At 70.6% G+C, this 13,889-nt stretch carries 11 protein-coding genes and 1 tRNA gene; 4 read left to right on the top strand and 8 right to left on the bottom strand.

Annotated features, from left to right (window positions below):
* Positions 1–85: 85 nt before the first annotated feature.
* From QSK30_RS24275 to QSK30_RS24250, 6 genes are all read right to left on the bottom strand, one after another.
* Positions 86–1,549, bottom strand: coding sequence for a protein kinase domain-containing protein (locus QSK30_RS24275; RefSeq protein WP_285506067.1), 1,464 nt, complete (start codon positions 1,547–1,549; stop codon positions 86–88).
* Complete coding sequence (locus tag QSK30_RS24270) at positions 1,549–3,036, bottom strand: peptidoglycan D,D-transpeptidase FtsI family protein (RefSeq protein WP_285506066.1); 1,488 nt, start codon at positions 3,034–3,036, stop codon at positions 1,549–1,551. Before QSK30_RS24270 ends, QSK30_RS24275 begins: the two co-directional genes overlap by 1 nt.
* On the bottom strand, positions 3,033–4,502 hold the full coding sequence (locus QSK30_RS24265; protein WP_285506064.1) for an FtsW/RodA/SpoVE family cell cycle protein: 1,470 nt from the start codon (positions 4,500–4,502) through the stop codon (positions 3,033–3,035). Before QSK30_RS24265 ends, QSK30_RS24270 begins: the two co-directional genes overlap by 4 nt.
* On the bottom strand, positions 4,502–6,001 hold the full coding sequence (locus tag QSK30_RS24260) for a PP2C family protein-serine/threonine phosphatase (protein ID WP_285506062.1): 1,500 nt from the start codon (positions 5,999–6,001) through the stop codon (positions 4,502–4,504). The genes QSK30_RS24265 and QSK30_RS24260 overlap by 1 nt, the downstream gene beginning before the upstream one ends.
* The gene (locus QSK30_RS24255) at positions 5,998–6,456 is read right to left on the bottom strand and encodes an FHA domain-containing protein FhaB/FipA (RefSeq protein WP_285506060.1); all 459 of its coding nucleotides are present in this window, start codon (positions 6,454–6,456) and stop codon (positions 5,998–6,000) included. The genes QSK30_RS24260 and QSK30_RS24255 overlap by 4 nt, the downstream gene beginning before the upstream one ends.
* Before the next feature lie 162 nt (positions 6,457–6,618).
* On the bottom strand, positions 6,619–7,815 hold the full coding sequence (locus tag QSK30_RS24250) for an FHA domain-containing protein (RefSeq protein WP_285506058.1): 1,197 nt from the start codon (positions 7,813–7,815) through the stop codon (positions 6,619–6,621).
* A gap of 129 nt (positions 7,816–7,944) precedes the next feature.
* On the opposite strand from QSK30_RS24250, the gene QSK30_RS24245 reads away from it, so the two are divergent.
* The 3 genes from QSK30_RS24245 (at position 7,945) to QSK30_RS24235 (ending at position 10,200) form a co-directional block, all read left to right on the top strand.
* Positions 7,945–8,027 (top strand) — tRNA-Leu (locus tag QSK30_RS24245).
* 853 nt (positions 8,028–8,880) lie between these two features.
* Positions 8,881–9,507 (top strand): hypothetical protein, encoded by a 627-nt coding sequence (locus QSK30_RS24240; protein WP_285506056.1) that lies wholly within the window; start codon positions 8,881–8,883, stop codon positions 9,505–9,507.
* A 15-nt stretch (positions 9,508–9,522) separates the two neighbouring features.
* On the top strand, positions 9,523–10,200 hold the full coding sequence (locus QSK30_RS24235) for an NAD(P)H-binding protein (protein ID WP_285506054.1): 678 nt from the start codon (positions 9,523–9,525) through the stop codon (positions 10,198–10,200).
* Here QSK30_RS24235 and QSK30_RS24230 read toward each other — a convergent pair.
* Positions 10,164–11,489: a D-arabinono-1,4-lactone oxidase gene (locus tag QSK30_RS24230; protein WP_285506053.1), complete on the bottom strand. Its 1,326-nt coding sequence runs from the start codon at positions 11,487–11,489 to the stop codon at positions 10,164–10,166. The genes QSK30_RS24235 and QSK30_RS24230 overlap by 37 nt on opposite strands.
* Before the next feature lie 54 nt (positions 11,490–11,543).
* Between QSK30_RS24230 and QSK30_RS24225 the strand changes: the two genes are divergently transcribed.
* Positions 11,544–12,776 carry an amino acid deaminase/aldolase gene (locus QSK30_RS24225; protein WP_285506051.1) on the top strand — a complete coding sequence of 411 codons (1,233 nt, stop codon included), beginning with the start codon at positions 11,544–11,546 and terminating at the stop codon, positions 12,774–12,776.
* On the opposite strand, the gene QSK30_RS24220 is transcribed toward QSK30_RS24225, so the two are convergent.
* Positions 12,773–13,327 carry a TetR/AcrR family transcriptional regulator gene (locus tag QSK30_RS24220; protein ID WP_285506106.1) on the bottom strand — a complete coding sequence of 185 codons (555 nt, stop codon included), beginning with the start codon at positions 13,325–13,327 and terminating at the stop codon, positions 12,773–12,775. The genes QSK30_RS24225 and QSK30_RS24220 overlap by 4 nt on opposite strands.
* Positions 13,328–13,889: the final 562 nt, after the last annotated feature.

Raw genomic sequence — 13,889 nt, 5'->3', positions numbered from 1 at the left:
CAAGTCCTGTCCCATCATGCCTGCTGTCCTCCGGCGTGCCGGGCAGGTTCCCTCGCTTGGCCCGCGCGGGGGCGGGAAGACGTCCTCATCCCGCGGGCCCGTTCTGCGGCCTGCACCTGATTGTGACGGGCGCACCCAGTTTGACCTTGCCCACTGGCGAGACTTCGACAACGACGCACGTCACCGGGTCCTCGGGCGGCATCCCGGTGTCGGTCAACGTGATCGGGGTGACGCCCAGCTGGGACAGGTCGAACCCGACCTGCGCCGCGGAGCGCCTCAGGTAGGGCGCCTCGACGACGGTGACCATGTTGTCATCGTCGGGCAGCGGGCTCGTCGGCCGGATCGGCCGCGACGTGGGCTGCGACGTCGGCTGCCCGGCGGGCGGGCCACCGGGCTCCACGGACTCGTTCTCGGCGGGCTTGGTCGTCGTCTGCTGCGGCTGGTTGTCCGGCGGCCGCTCGTCCTGGGACCGGAAGATCGCGGGCAGGCCGAACGCCAGCGCCGCGATCAGCGCCACGGTGAGCACCGCGATGGCGACCCACAGACCGGTGCGGCCCTGCCGCGGCGGTTGCGGGGGCAGGCCCATCGGGAAGGCGCCGGAGCCGACGTGCCCGGGTGGCGGCACCGGGAGGAGGCCGGGGTGGGTGCCGGTGGCCATCGACTGCGCCCGGTGGGCGGCGGCCATGGCCAGGCCGGACGGCGCGGGCAGCGGGCGGCCGGCCCGGACCGCGGCGACCGCGGCGGCGAACTCGCCACCGTTGCCGTAGCGCTGCCGGGGGTCCTTCACCAGGGTGGTCTCGATGACCGCGCGGGCGCCCGGCGGCACGTCCGGCGGCAGCGGCGGGGCCAGGTCGCGGATGTGCATCATCGCCACCGTGACCGCGTTCTCCGAGAGGAACGGCCTGCGGCCGACCAGGCACTCGTAGCCGACCACGGCGAGGGAGTACACGTCGCTGGCGGGCTCGGCCTCGTGCCCGAGGGCCTGCTCCGGGGCGATGTAGTGCGCGGTGCCCATGACCATCCCGGACCGGGTGACCGGGGCGGCGTCGGCGGCCTTGGCGATGCCGAAGTCGGTCAGCTTCACCACCCCCGCCGGGGTGATCAGGATGTTGCCCGGCTTGACGTCGCGGTGGACGTAGCCGCGCTCGTGCGCGGCCTGCAGCGCGTGCCCGGCCTGCTCGAGGATGTCCAGCGTCCGGTCGGCGCCGATCCGGCCCTCCTTGGCCAGGATCGCGGCCAGCGGGTCGCCCTCGACCAGCTCCATCACCAGGTAGGCGGTGTCCTGCGGGCCGTCGACGATGGACGCGGTCTCGCCGTAGTCGTGCACCGCGGCGATGCCGGGGTGGTTGATCGAGGCGGTGGTGCGCGCCTCGTTGCGGAAGCGGTGCAGGAACTCGGCGTCACCGCAGAGCTCCGGCTTGAGCACCTTCACCGCGACCAGCCGGTCGAGCCGGGTGTCGGCGGCCTCCCACACCTCGCCCATGCCGCCGACCGCCAGCCGGCGGGCGAGCCGGTAGCGGTCGGCGAGCAGCTGGCCCGAGGTGAGCATCAGCCACCCCCGCCGAGCACGGCGTTGATCGTGGCCCGGCCGATCGCGGCGGACAGCTTGCCGCCGGTCGCCGCGACGTCCTGGCTCTCCACCACCACGGCGACGGCCACCTTGGGGTCATCGGCCGGTGCGAACGCGACGTACCAGGCGAAGGGGGGCGTGTTCTTCGGGTCGTTGCCGGTCTCGGCGGTGCCGGTCTTGGACGCCACGGTCAGCCCGTCGCGCTTGCCGTCGCCACCGGTCTTGGCCTCGGACTGGATCATCATGTCGCGCAGCTGGTCGGCCGAGCCGCGCGACATCACCCGGCCGAGGCTGTCCTCGTCGAACCTGGAGATCTCCGAGAGGTCCGGCGCGAGGACCGACTTGACCAGCTGCGGGCGCATCCGCTCGCCGCCGTTGGCGATCGAGGCGACGATCTCGGCGTTCTGCATCGGCGAGAGGCGCACGTCGCGCTGGCCGATGCCGCTCTGGTAGAGCGCGGCGTTGTCGGCGATGGTCAGGCAGTTCGCCCGCGGCCCGATGCAGGACTGCACGACCGTCATCGGCACCGTCAGGCTGTCCTCGCCGATGCCGAACTTGGCCGCCTGCTTGCCCAGCTTGTCCGCGCCCATGTCGTGCGCGAGCTGGGCGAACGCGGTGTTGCAGGACAGCGACAGCGCGGTCTCCATGGTGACGCCGTTGGGCTGGCCCGCGCAGAAGCCGCGGTTGTAGTTGCGCAGCTCCGAGCCGCCGACGGTGATCTTGTCCGCCGAGGTGACCAGGTCGTCCTTGCTCTTGCCGTCCTCGAGCGCGGCCGCGGCCACCACCAGCTTGAACGTCGAGCCGGGCGCGTAGGTCTCGGAGATCGCCCGGTTGAGCATGGGCTTGCGCTTGTCGGCGTTGTTGGCCGACCACGCCTTCTCCTGGGCGCTGCCGTCGTGCGCGGAGAGCGGGTTCGGGTCGTAGGACGGCGTGCTGACCATGGCCAGGATCTCGCCGGTCTTCGGGTTCAGCGCGACGACCGAACCGGCGTAGCCCGCCTTCTCCATCGCCTGGTAGGCCGCCTGCTGGGCGGCCGGGTTCACGGTCAGCTCGATGTTGCCGCCGCGCGGGTCGCGACCGGTGATCAGGTCGGACAGGCGGCGGACGAAGAGCCGGTCGTCGGAGCCGTTGAGGATCTCGTCCTCGGTGCGCTCCAGGCCGTTGGCGCCGTAGCGGACCGAGTAGTAGCCGGTGACCGGCGCGTACATCGGGCCGTTGTTGTACTGGCGCAGGTAGCGCAACCGGTCGTTGGTCGGGCTGACCGTGGCCAGGATCTGCACCTGGTTGCCGACCCTGGCGAGGATCTTGCCGCGCTCGCGGGAGTACTCCTCGAGCAGCACCCGCTGGTTGCGCGAGTCCTTGCGGTAGTCGTCGGCCTTGATGATCTGGATGTAGGTGGCGTTGGCCAGCAGCAGCACGATCATGCCGAGCATGGCGAGGCCGACCCGGCGCAGCGGGGTGTTCATGTCGGCCGCTCCACCATGACCGTGTGCGCCTCGGCGATCGGCGCCTGGGGGACCGGCCGCGGCCGCGAGCTGGTCTGCGGCCTGCGGGCGGCGTCGGAGATCCGCAGCAGCAGGGCCACCAGGACGTAGTTGGCCAGCAGCGAGGAACCCCCGTAGGACAGGAACGGCGCGGTGATGCCGGTTTCCGGGATGAGCTTGGTGACCCCGCCGACGACCACGAAGACCTGCATGACCAGCAGGAACGACAGGCCGCCGCCGAGCAGCTTGCCGAAGGTGTCACGCACCGCGAGCGCGCTGCGCATGCCGCGCAGGGCGAGCACGGTGTAGATCATCAGCAGCGCGGCCAGGCCGATGAAGCCCAACTCCTCGCCGATGGCCGCGGTGATGAAGTCGCTGTTGGCCAGCGGGACGAGCTCGGGGCGGCCCGCGCCCAGGCCGGTGCCGCCGACCCCGCCGGTGCCCAGCCCGAACAGCGCCTGCGCGATCTGGTAGCCGCCGCCCACGTCGTAGTAGGTGGCCAGCGGGTCGATCCAGTTCGCCACCCGCTGCTGGACGTGGGTGAACAGGTTGAAGGCGATGACGCAGCCGCCGACGAAGAGCGCGAGGCCGACCACCACCCAGACGACCCGCTCGGTGGCGACGTAGAGCATCACCAGGATCGTGCCGAAGAACAGCAGTGAGGTGCCGAGGTCCTTCTGGAAGACCAGGACGCCGACCGAGACGCCCCAGGCGAACAGGATCGGCCCGAGGTCGCGCGCGCGGGGCAGGTCGATGCCCAGGACCCGCTTGCCTGCGGCCATGAACAGGTCCCGCTTGGAGACCAGGAAGCCGGCGAAGAAGACCATCAAAAGGATCTTCGCGAACTCGCCCGGCTGCAACGAGAACGGTCCGACCTTCAGCCAGATCTTGGCGCCGTTGATCGTCGGGGCGAGGAAGCCGGGCAGCAGCGCGGGCAGCGCCAGCAGGACCAGGCCGACCAGGCCGAAGGTGTAGCCGTACTTGGTCAGCGTGCGGTGGTCCTTGACCACGATCAGCACGACCAGGAACAGCGCCAGCGCGACCGTGGTCCACAGGATCTGCTTGGGCACGTCGTTGTTGATCTCACGGCCCGCGCGCAGCGCCCGCTCGGTCATCGCCAGGTCGATCCGGTAGATCATCACCAGGCCCAGGCCGTTGAGCAGCGCGACGCAGGGCAGGATCAGCGGGTCGGCGTAGGGCGCGTACTTGCGCACCGCGGCGTGGGCGACGCCGAAGAGGGCGAGGAACGCCAGGCCGTACCAGACGATGCGCAGCGTGAGCTGCTGCTCCTGGTTGGCCTCGACGAGCATCAGCGCGGCGGAGACCACGAACGCGGCGAACCCGAGGAGTAGCAGCTCGGTGCCGCGGCGGGTGGGGGCCGCGTTGTCGGTGCTCGCGCTGCTCTGCCCGGTCGCCGGACCAACCGCGCCCTGGACCGGAGATCCCATCAGCCGCCGCCCTTGTCCTCGCGCGGGTTGCGGCAGTTCACGCCCGCCTGCGGCACGACCTGGGAGCTGGTCGGCGCGGCCGTGCCGGTGGGCACGATCTCGGAGGTGGCGGTGGGCAGACCCGCCGTCGGGCTGGTCGTGGCGCCCGCCGACGGGTCGAGCTGACCGGGCGGGGTGCCCGGCTGCTCGGTCGTCGTCGCTGTCGTCGCTGTCGTCGTGGTCGGGGTGGCCGTGGCGGTGGTGCTGCTCTGCTGCGCGGCCAAGTCGGCGCAGTCGGGCAGGCCGAACCGGCTGCGCAACCCGCGGACGAACTCGCGCGCGTCGACGATGTTGCCGAAGGTGTTGCTGCCCGAGCGGACCTCGTCCTTGCCGAACTGGTCCAGGTCGTTGACGTAGAACCGGTCGCAGGTCGTGGTCGCCGGATCGCACGAGCCCTGCAGCTGGCTGTTGAGCGAGAGGCCCAGCACGCTGCCGCGCACGCCCTGGAAGATCGCGATCTCGCCGTTGTCGCCCTCGCCGACGAAGTACTGGTTGTTGACCCAGATCCGGGCCGCCACCGCACCGGCGGCGAGCAGCACCAGGACCAGCGCCAGCCCGATCAGCACCCGCACCCGCTTGCGCCGCTTGACCTTGGGGTCCGGCGGCGGGGGCTGCTCGACCTTGCGCGGCTCGGGCCGCGGCGTGGTCATCGCGCTGGCCCGGGAGGCGGGCGAGTCCGGCGGCGGCGTCTCGTCCGAGCCGTTGCCCGCCGCGCCGCCGACGATGGTGTGGGTGTCGCCGTAGTCGACGTCGACCACGTCGGCCACGATCACCGTCACGTTGTCCGGGCCGCCGCCGCGCAGCGCCAGCTCGATCATCCGGTCCGCGCACTCCTGCGGGTCGGGGATCTGGATGGCCTCGCTCAGCGTCTCGTGGCTCACCGGGCCGGACAGCCCGTCCGAGCACAGCAGGTAGCGGTCGCCCGGGCGCGCCTCGCGCACCGTCAGGCTCGGCTCGACCTCGTGCCCGGTCAGCGCCTTGAGCAGCAGCGAGCGCTGCGGGTGGGTGGCCGCCTCGTCCTCGGTGATCCGACCCTCGTCGATCAGCGACTGGACGAAGGTGTCGTCGTGGGTGATCTGGCTGAACTGGCCGTTGCGCCGCAGGTAGACGCGCGAGTCGCCGACGTGCACCAGGCCCAGCCGGTTCCCGGCGAACAGGATCGCCGAGAGCGTGGTGCCCATGCCGTCGAGGTCGGGGTCGCCCGCGACCAGCTCGGCGATGGCGCCGTTGCCCGCGAGGGTGGCCTCCCGGAGCTGTCCGAGCAGGTCCTCGCCGGGCTCGTCGTCGTCGAGCGGCGCGAGCGCGGCGATGACCACCTTGCTCGCGACCTCACCGGCGACGTGGCCGCCCATGCCGTCGGCCAGGGAGAGCAGGCGGGGGCCCGCGTACACGGAGTCCTGGTTGTTCGAGCGAACCAGGCCCCGGTCGCTGCGGGCCGCGTAACGAAGAACAAGGGTCATGAGCGCAGCTCGATCACCGTCTTGCCGATGCGGATCGGGACACCAAGTGGGACCCGGAGGGGTTGGGTGACCTTAGCCCGGTCCAGGTAGGTGCCGTTCGTCGAGCCCAGGTCTTCCACGTACCAGTCGGTCCCGCGCAGCGACAGCCGCGCGTGCCGGGTCGAGGCGTAGTCGTCGTCGAGCACCAGCGTGGAGTCGTCCGCGCGACCCATCAGGATCGGTCTGCCGTCCAGCGTGATCCGCGTCCCGGACAGCGCGCCGTGGGTCACCACCAACTGGCGCGGCGCCTTCCCGCGCACCTTGCCCGCCGCCGAACGGCGGAATCCCGGCACCGCGACGCGCAGGCCGGACGCCGCGTAGAGGTCCGAGCGGACCACCCGCAACGCGGCCAGCACGAACAACCAGAGCAGGGCCAGGAAGCCCGCCCTGGTCAGCTGCATCACCAACTCAGGCACTTGTTGTGACCGCTCCCGCTTCTCACGGTGTCCAACTCGACATGAGGACTGCCCGGGCGTGCACCCCGGACAGCCCTCAGGACGTCTGGTCGACCTCGTCCGTTGCTTCTGCGTGTATCTCGAGCTTCCCCGACCCGAGGACACCCGACCAGATGGTCCCCGCTAGCCCTGCGTGCGGAACACCAGGGACGAGTGGCCGATCCGGACGACGTCGCCGTCGGCGAGCTGCCAGGTCTGCACCGGCGTGCCGTTGACGGTCGTGCCGTTGGTCGACCCCAGGTCCGCCAGCGTCGCGCTCTGCCCGTCCCAGGTGATCTCCAGGTGGCGCCGGGAGACACCGGTGTCGGGGAGGCGGAAGTCAGCGTCCTGGCCGCGACCGACAACGTTCCCACCCTGCTTGAGCGAGTAGTTGCGGTTCGAGCCGTCGTCGAGCTGCAGGCTCGCCGAGAGCTGCCGCGGCCCGGACTGCACCGCGGGCGGGGCGTAGCCCTGCTGGCCGTACGGGTCCTGCCCGTAGCCCTGCTGGCCGTACCCCTGCTGGTCGTAGCCGCCCTGCTGCTGGCCGTAACCCTGCTGCTGCTGACCGTAGCCCTGGTCGTAACCGCCCTGCTGCTGGCCATAGCCCTGGTCGTAGCCACCCTGCTGCTGGCCGTAGCCCTGCTGCTGCTGGCCGTAACCCTGGTCGTAGCCGCCACCCTGCTGCTGGGCGTAACCCTGGTCATAGCCGCCCTGCTGCTGCTGGCCGTAACCCTGGTCGTAGCCGCCCTGCTGCGGGGGCTGCTGCTGGCCGTAGCCCTGACCGTAGTTGGGATCGTTGCCGTACTGGCCCTGGCCGTACCCGTACTGCTGCTGTCCGTACGGGTCGCCTTCAGGCGCCTGGCCGTAGCCGGGAGGCTGGCTCATGGATCGGTCTCCTGCGTTGCGGGGTTGTGCCTGCCGTCTGCCTGCCGGTTGGCCTGCACCGCCGCCGTGAGGTTGGGCCTTCACGTCGGGGTCGACGGACGAGCGGGTTCGGAACTGTCCGGTGTGCAGCGCGTCGGAGCGCTCCAAGGAGACTACGACGTCGCCGTAGGTATCCCAGCCGTGCTCGGCGAGATGTTCCGCCACGCAGTCGGCGAGCAGCGCTTTCATGCGGTCTACGTCACCGGCGAAGTTGTCGTGGTCGGCCGGCCCCAGTTGCACCACGTAGTGGTTGGGCGCCAACTGCCTGCCACCAGCCAGTTCGCGGACGTTGTCCTCACCTTCGCGCTGCAGCGCCTGCGCCACTTCCTGGGGCACTACGTTGCCACCGAACACGCGTGCGAAGGTGTTGCCAACGACGTCCTCCAGCTTGCGGTTGAGCCGCTGTCCGATGCCCATGGGTCCTCCTTCCGCCGCGTGGTCCTGGTCCGATCGTATCCGGGCGCGCCGTGCAGGACACGGGTATGTGCGAACCGGGTTTTCGCCCGTGCTAGTGTTCCCCTCGTCCCGCAGAGGGACGACCCACTCGGGCGAGTGGCGGAATGGCAGACGCGCACGGTTCAGGTCCGTGTGTCCGAAAGGACGTGGGGGTTCAACTCCCCCCTCGCCCACGCAAATGGCCGGTGAGTGCTCGCGGAGAGCGCTCGCCGGTTTTTGCGTGTCAGTGCCTTCCCGGGGGGCCGAGCCCCCCGGACCCCCCACGGTGCGGCAAGCCCCTGAACCAGCGTGGTCGGGGATGGCTTCGCTTCGCTCGCCGAGAGGCATCGCTTCGCTTGCCGAGGGAATTGGGGTCGTTCGCTTCGCTTCGCTCGCTGGGTGGGGATCTCGCGGGGCGGTTTCTGTGGACGTTCATCTCTCTGTGTTGGTGGGGTTGCCCGCTGTGTGGGGTGGGGAGTGGGGTTTCAGCCTGTTTGGCCTCGCGGGTTGGTGGTCGGCTGTCTTCCTGCTGGTGCCGGGGCTCGTTTGGGGTTGTTCTCTTGTACCTGTTCGGTGTTCGTGGGGTTGGGTGGGTTTGCTTTGGGTGGGTGGGGGGTTACTTAGGGTGTTGGGGTAGGGGAATGGTGTGGGGTGGGACACCTTTTCCCGGTGAAATCGCTGAGGGGGAGGGCACTGGGGGTGGGTGGGCTGGATGGGGGACGCGGTGGTCTAGGTGGGGGATCGCTGAAATGGGCCTCTTGCTGGGGAACTCTTTACCGTTGATCTTCGTTGTCGCACTGTCGGTAGTTTTGGTGTCAACCGCCTGCCCCCGGTCTCACCCAGACGGCAGCACAGTCGGGCCGAAGTCCGATTACCGGTCGTCGACCGGTCACCGACCGCTCGGCGCCGCCGGTCGCATGGGGGCGTTCGTACCCTCTTAATCGCCCGTCTCTCCCTGGTACTCAATTGAAGTACCAATCGACACCGCGTCGATCGGCAGGCAACGCGATGCGGCCGGCGATCGGTGGAAGAGAAGGGCGGAAGTTCGTGACCGGCATTCCAGGGCGCACAGCGGTAACCGAGAGTCTGAAGGCACTGCCTGCGCAGCTCACCCCGCCGGTCGAGCTCCCCGCGGGGGTGCACGAGTTGGCCGTCGCCGCGGCGGCGTCGCTCGGGTGGTCGGGCACCGTGCTGCCCGAGATGACCCTGCACGGCCGTCGGGTCTGCCTGGTCGCCGACCTGCGGGCCGACGTGCACGCCGAGCGGATCTGCCTGGGCCAAGAGCCGGTCACCGACCGGGCCAGTGTGTCCACCTGGGCTTGGCCCGAGCTGCACGGCCGGGTTCCCGAGCCCGCGGTGCGGATCGTCGGCGCGATCGCGGTCGCGCGGCACTGGCGCACCGGGCTGGCCAACGCGGTCCCCTTCCTGCGCTACGGCGACGCCGCGATGGTGCTGCCCACCTCGGCCGTGCTCACCCACGACTACCTGGCCAACTGCCTGCCCCGCTCGCGGGCCTACGGCGTGGCCATCCTCAGCGCCGAGCCGGACGCGCGCGTCGACCTCGACCTGCCGGGTCGCCAGGACCGCGCCTGCCCGGACGTGGACGCCCGCTACCGCTGGGTGAGCGAGCTCGCCTACGACCAGATCCTCGACACTGCGCCGATCCCCTCGTAGCCGTAGGTTTTCCCCATGCGTCTAGTGATCGCGGGCGGCCACGGGAAGATCGCGCTGCTGCTCACCCGGCTCGCCGCCGACCGCGGCGACACCGTGGTCGGGCTGGTGCGCAACCCCGACCACGTCGAGGACGTGCGCGCCCGCGGCGGTGACGCCGTCGTGCTGGATCTCGAAGCGGCGCAAGCGGAACAGGTCGCGGCCGCGCTGGCGGGTGCCGACGCCGTGGTCTTCGCCGCCGGCGCGGGCCCGGGCAGTGGTGTCGCGCGGAAGGACACAGTCGACCGTGCCGCCGCCGAGCTGGTCGCCGACGGCGCGGAGATCGCCCAGGTGCGGCGGTTCCTCCAGGTGAGCGCGATGGGCCTCGATCGAGTGACCGGGGACGCCGCTGGAGACGAGGTGTTCTCCGCTTACCTGCGCGCGAAGGACGCCGCGGAGCGCGACCTGCGGACGCGTGATCTCGATTGGACGATCTTGCGACCGGGCAGGCTGACCGACGACCCGCCCACCGGCGGGGTCGAGCTGGCCGAGTCGGTCCGCGGCGCCGCGGTGAGCCGCGCGGACGTCGCGGCCGTGCTGCTCGCGCTGCTCGACACCCCGGACACCGCCGGGCTGACCCTCGAACTGGTCGGCGGCCAGGTGCCGGTCGAGGTCGCGGTTCAGTCCGCGATCGGACCCAGAACCCGGTCGCAGTAAGGGTTCCGGAAGCGCCCCTCAGGGTCCACTTCGGACCGAACGCGGGCGAAGTCGGTGAACCTCGGGTACCGCGCCGCCAGTTCCCGGGCGTCCAGGGTGTGCATCTTCCCCCAGTGCGGCCGACCACCCACCGCACCGGCGATCGACTCGAACAGGTCGAAGTACGCCCGGTAGGGCAGGCCGCGGTACTGGTGGACGGCGATGTAGGCCGACTCGCGGTCGTACGCGGTGGACAGCCAGATGTCGTCGCGCGCGGCCACCCGCACCTCCACCGGGAACATCACCGGATCGGGTAGTGCCGGCACCCGGACGCGCAGCTCGGCCAACACGTCGCCGAGTGCGGCGCGCGGGATCGCGTACTCCGATTCCACGAATCGCACGCGCCTGTTGGTGACGAACACTTTGTGCGAGACATCGCTGTAAGAGCGCGGCGTTAGCACTGACGACGACAGTTTGTTCAGCGATCGAACCAGTCGCGGTGCGGTGCGGCCGAGCTTGCACAGTGCGCCGAACGCGCCGTTTTCCATGACCTCGTACTCGAAAAATCGGCGCGCCGCGCCAAGCGGTCGCGCGGCGGTACCCGCGGGGAGGCGATTGTTGCGCTTGGTGAGCGCTCGTTCTCCGTAGGGGAACCAGTAGAACTCGAAGTGGTCGTTGCCCGCGCAGTGCTCATCGAGCCGGTCGAGCACGTCGTCGAGCGGCTCCGGGCGCTCTTCGGCGGCCAGCACGAACGATGGTTCGGTGCGCAAGGTCACCGTGCTGATCACGCCCAGCGCGCCCAGCCCCACCCGGGCGGCGGCGAACAGGTCGGGGCGCTCGGTCGTCGAGCAGCGCGTCACCGAGCCGTCGGCCAGGACCAGTTCCAGGGCGCTGACCTGGGTGGCGATCCCGCCGAGGCGGGCGCCGGTGCCGTGCGTGCCGGTGGCGATCGCGCCCGCGACCGTCTGCGCGTCGATGTCACCGAGGTTGGCCAGGGCGCGGCCGAGCCGGTCCAAGCCGGTGTTGAGCGCGGCGAGGGTGGTCCCGGACCGGACGGTGACCTCGCCGGTGTCCAGGTCGGCCGCGGTGATCCCGGTCCAGGCGGACAGGTCGAGCGCGACCCCGTGGGCCGCGCCGACCGCGGTGAACGAGTGGCCGCTGCCGCGAGCGCGGACCGTGAGCCCGCGCTCGGCGGCCGAGGTGATCGCCGTGCTGATCTCCTCGACGTGCCGCGGGGTGCGGACCTCGGTGGCGACCGCGGTCTCGGTTCCCGCCCAGTTCCGCCAGGCCTGCGGGGGTGTGCGTGTCATCGGGACCTCCCAGCCGGGAACATTAAGTGAATCGCCTTCACTTCTCAAGACCGGATGCCGTACGGTGGACCGGTGTCCACCCCACGCGACCGGTTCGACAGCGCGACCGAGCACCTCGACCCGCCCACCGCCGTGGTCGACCTCGACGCCTTCGACCGCAACGCCGCCGACCTCGTCCGCCGCGCCGACGGCAGGCCGATCCGGGTGGCGAGCAAGTCGGTCCGCTGCCGCTACCTCCTCGAACGGGTGCTGCGCAGGCCCGGCTTCACCGGCGTGATGAGCTACGCGCTGCGCGAGGCGCTCTGGCTGACCCGCGCCTGGGTGGACACGGATCTGGCCGACACCGACATCCTGGTCGCCTATCCCACCGTGGACCAGCGGGCGCTGCGCGACCTGGCCGCCGACGAGCACGCCCGGCGCGTCATCTCGGTGGTCGTCGACTCCGTCGAGCACCTCGACCTGGTCGACGCCGCGCTCGGTGCCGACCACCCCGAGATCCGGGTCTGCCTCGAACTCGACGTGTCCTGGCGCCCGCTGCTCGGCAGCCGGAAGGTGCACATCGGCACGCTGCGCTCACCGGTGTTCAGCCCGGCGCAGGCGAGCGACCTGGCCGCGGTGATCGCCGCCCGGCCGGGGTTCCGGCTGGTCGGGCTGATGGGCTACGAGGGGCAGATCGCCGGGCTCGGCGACGCGCCCGCGCGCAACCCGCCGCTCGGCGCGCTGCGCCGGTGGATGCAGCAGGGGTCAGGCCGCGAACTCGTGCGCAGGCGCGGGAAGGTGGTGCGCGCGGTGCAGTCGGTGCACCCGTTGGAGTTCGTCAACGGCGGTGGGACGGGCAGCATCGAGCTGACTCGCCGGGACCGCTCGGTCACCGAGATCGCCGCGGGGTCCGGGTTGGTCGGACCGACGCTGTTCGACAACTACAGCCGGTTCACCCCGAGCCCGGCGGTGCTCTTCGCCGTACCGGTCGTGCGCAGGCCCGCGCCCGGTGTCGCGACCCTGCTCGGCGGCGGCTACCCGGCGTCCGGCCCGCCGAACCGCGCGCGGCTGCCGCGGCCGTACCTGCCCGAGGGCCTGAAGCTGACCGCGATGGAGGGTGCGGGCGAGGTGCAGACCCCGGTGACCGGTCCGGCCGCCGACAGCCTCCGCATCGGGGACCGGGTGTGGTTCCGCCACGCGAAAGCGGGTGAAGTCGCCGAACGGTTCGCCGAGTACCACGTGATCGAGGGCGGCACGGTGACCCGCACCGTGCCCACCTACCGCGGCGAGGGCCACAGCTTCGGCTAGCGCGCCGCCTCCATCTGGCCGGTGAGGTAGCCGCGCACCACCATCTTCGCCTCGGCGATCACCGTTTCCTCGGGGAAGAGCTTGCGGCGGAAGGCGAGGTTCAGTATCCCGTCGGCGATCTCGTTGGCCACCGCGACCGGCAGCCGGATGTCCTCGAAGGCGATGTCGAACCGGTCGGCGAGGAACGAGGCCATGTTCTCCGCGATCACCGTGTTGTTGTCCCGCTCGCCATCGATCAGCCGCAGGTCGACCACGTCGCCGAAGCGGATCCGGCTGAAGCCCGGGACCTCCCGGTACATCCGCACGTAGCTGTCGAAGATCAGGTCGGCGCCGTCCCACCAGTGCTCGAGGTGCGCCTCGTCGAGCCTGCGGGCGATCTCGGTCATGAACTGGTCGAGGTTGCGCTGGGTCAGCGCCTGCACCACGGCGCGCTTGTCCGGGAAGAACTGGTACAGCGAACCGACCGCCACCCCCGCCCGCTCGGCGATGAGCGTGGTGGTCACACCGTCGTAGCCGAGTTCGTCGACCAGCTCCGCGCACGCCTCGAGCATCTTCTGCACGCGCTTGGCACTGCGCTGCTGCACGGGCTGACGGCGGAGTGGGGTAGGGCTGGCCACTGCGTCTCCTCCTGATCGCGGACTGGGTCTTGCCGGTCCAACGACTGAGAGAGACGCGCGAAGCGGTCCGATGACCACTTAAGGGAACCAGTTTCACAAATTACCAACTGGTAACCGAGGAGTGGTACCGCGGACCGGCGCCGGTCGGGGAACAAGAGCACACAGCACCGGCCCGCGGAGCATCACAACCTGACACAAAGCCAGGTCAAATCTACGAGGTGAGGAATCAAACCCCACACAACAACAAGATCAAACCCAAACCCACACCCCGCCACCCCAGACGAAGGTCCAGTCCCCACTACACAAAACCACCCCAATGGGCGCACGTCCCAACAGGACCCACACCCCTCCAGGTAACGCCCCCACCTACGCCCCCCGCCCCCGCACACCACTCAAACCCACAGCCCCACCCGCCAGCGCCCCAGAACCACCAACGGCCCCAGCGGGCCGACCATCAGAAACCGCGCCACAAGCACGTCCCGAACAACCGAACCCG

The organism is Actinokineospora sp. NBRC 105648, assembly GCF_030269645.1.
In the GTDB taxonomy this organism is placed as follows: domain Bacteria; phylum Actinomycetota; class Actinomycetes; order Mycobacteriales; family Pseudonocardiaceae; genus Actinokineospora.
Note: the sequence above shows the minus strand (reverse complement) of the source record. Positions and strands in the feature narration are given on the sequence as shown.

Coding starts and splice junctions, on each gene's coding strand:
- QSK30_RS24260 (WP_285506062.1), bottom strand. CDS start 6,001: ATGACCCTTGTTCTTCGTTACGCGGCCCGCAGCGACCGGGGCCTGGTT.
- QSK30_RS24275 (WP_285506067.1), bottom strand. CDS start 1,549: ATGCTCACCTCGGGCCAGCTGCTCGCCGACCGCTACCGGCTCGCCCGC.
- QSK30_RS24270 (WP_285506066.1), bottom strand. CDS start 3,036: ATGAACACCCCGCTGCGCCGGGTCGGCCTCGCCATGCTCGGCATGATC.
- QSK30_RS24230 (WP_285506053.1), bottom strand. CDS start 11,489: ATGACACGCACACCCCCGCAGGCCTGGCGGAACTGGGCGGGAACCGAG.
- QSK30_RS24265 (WP_285506064.1), bottom strand. CDS start 4,502: ATGGGATCTCCGGTCCAGGGCGCGGTTGGTCCGGCGACCGGGCAGAGC.
- QSK30_RS24235 (WP_285506054.1), top strand. CDS start 9,523: ATGCGTCTAGTGATCGCGGGCGGCCACGGGAAGATCGCGCTGCTGCTC.
- QSK30_RS24220 (WP_285506106.1), bottom strand. CDS start 13,327: ATGCTCGAGGCGTGCGCGGAGCTGGTCGACGAACTCGGCTACGACGGT.
- QSK30_RS24250 (WP_285506058.1), bottom strand. CDS start 7,815: ATGGGCATCGGACAGCGGCTCAACCGCAAGCTGGAGGACGTCGTTGGC.
- QSK30_RS24225 (WP_285506051.1), top strand. CDS start 11,544: ATGCCGTACGGTGGACCGGTGTCCACCCCACGCGACCGGTTCGACAGC.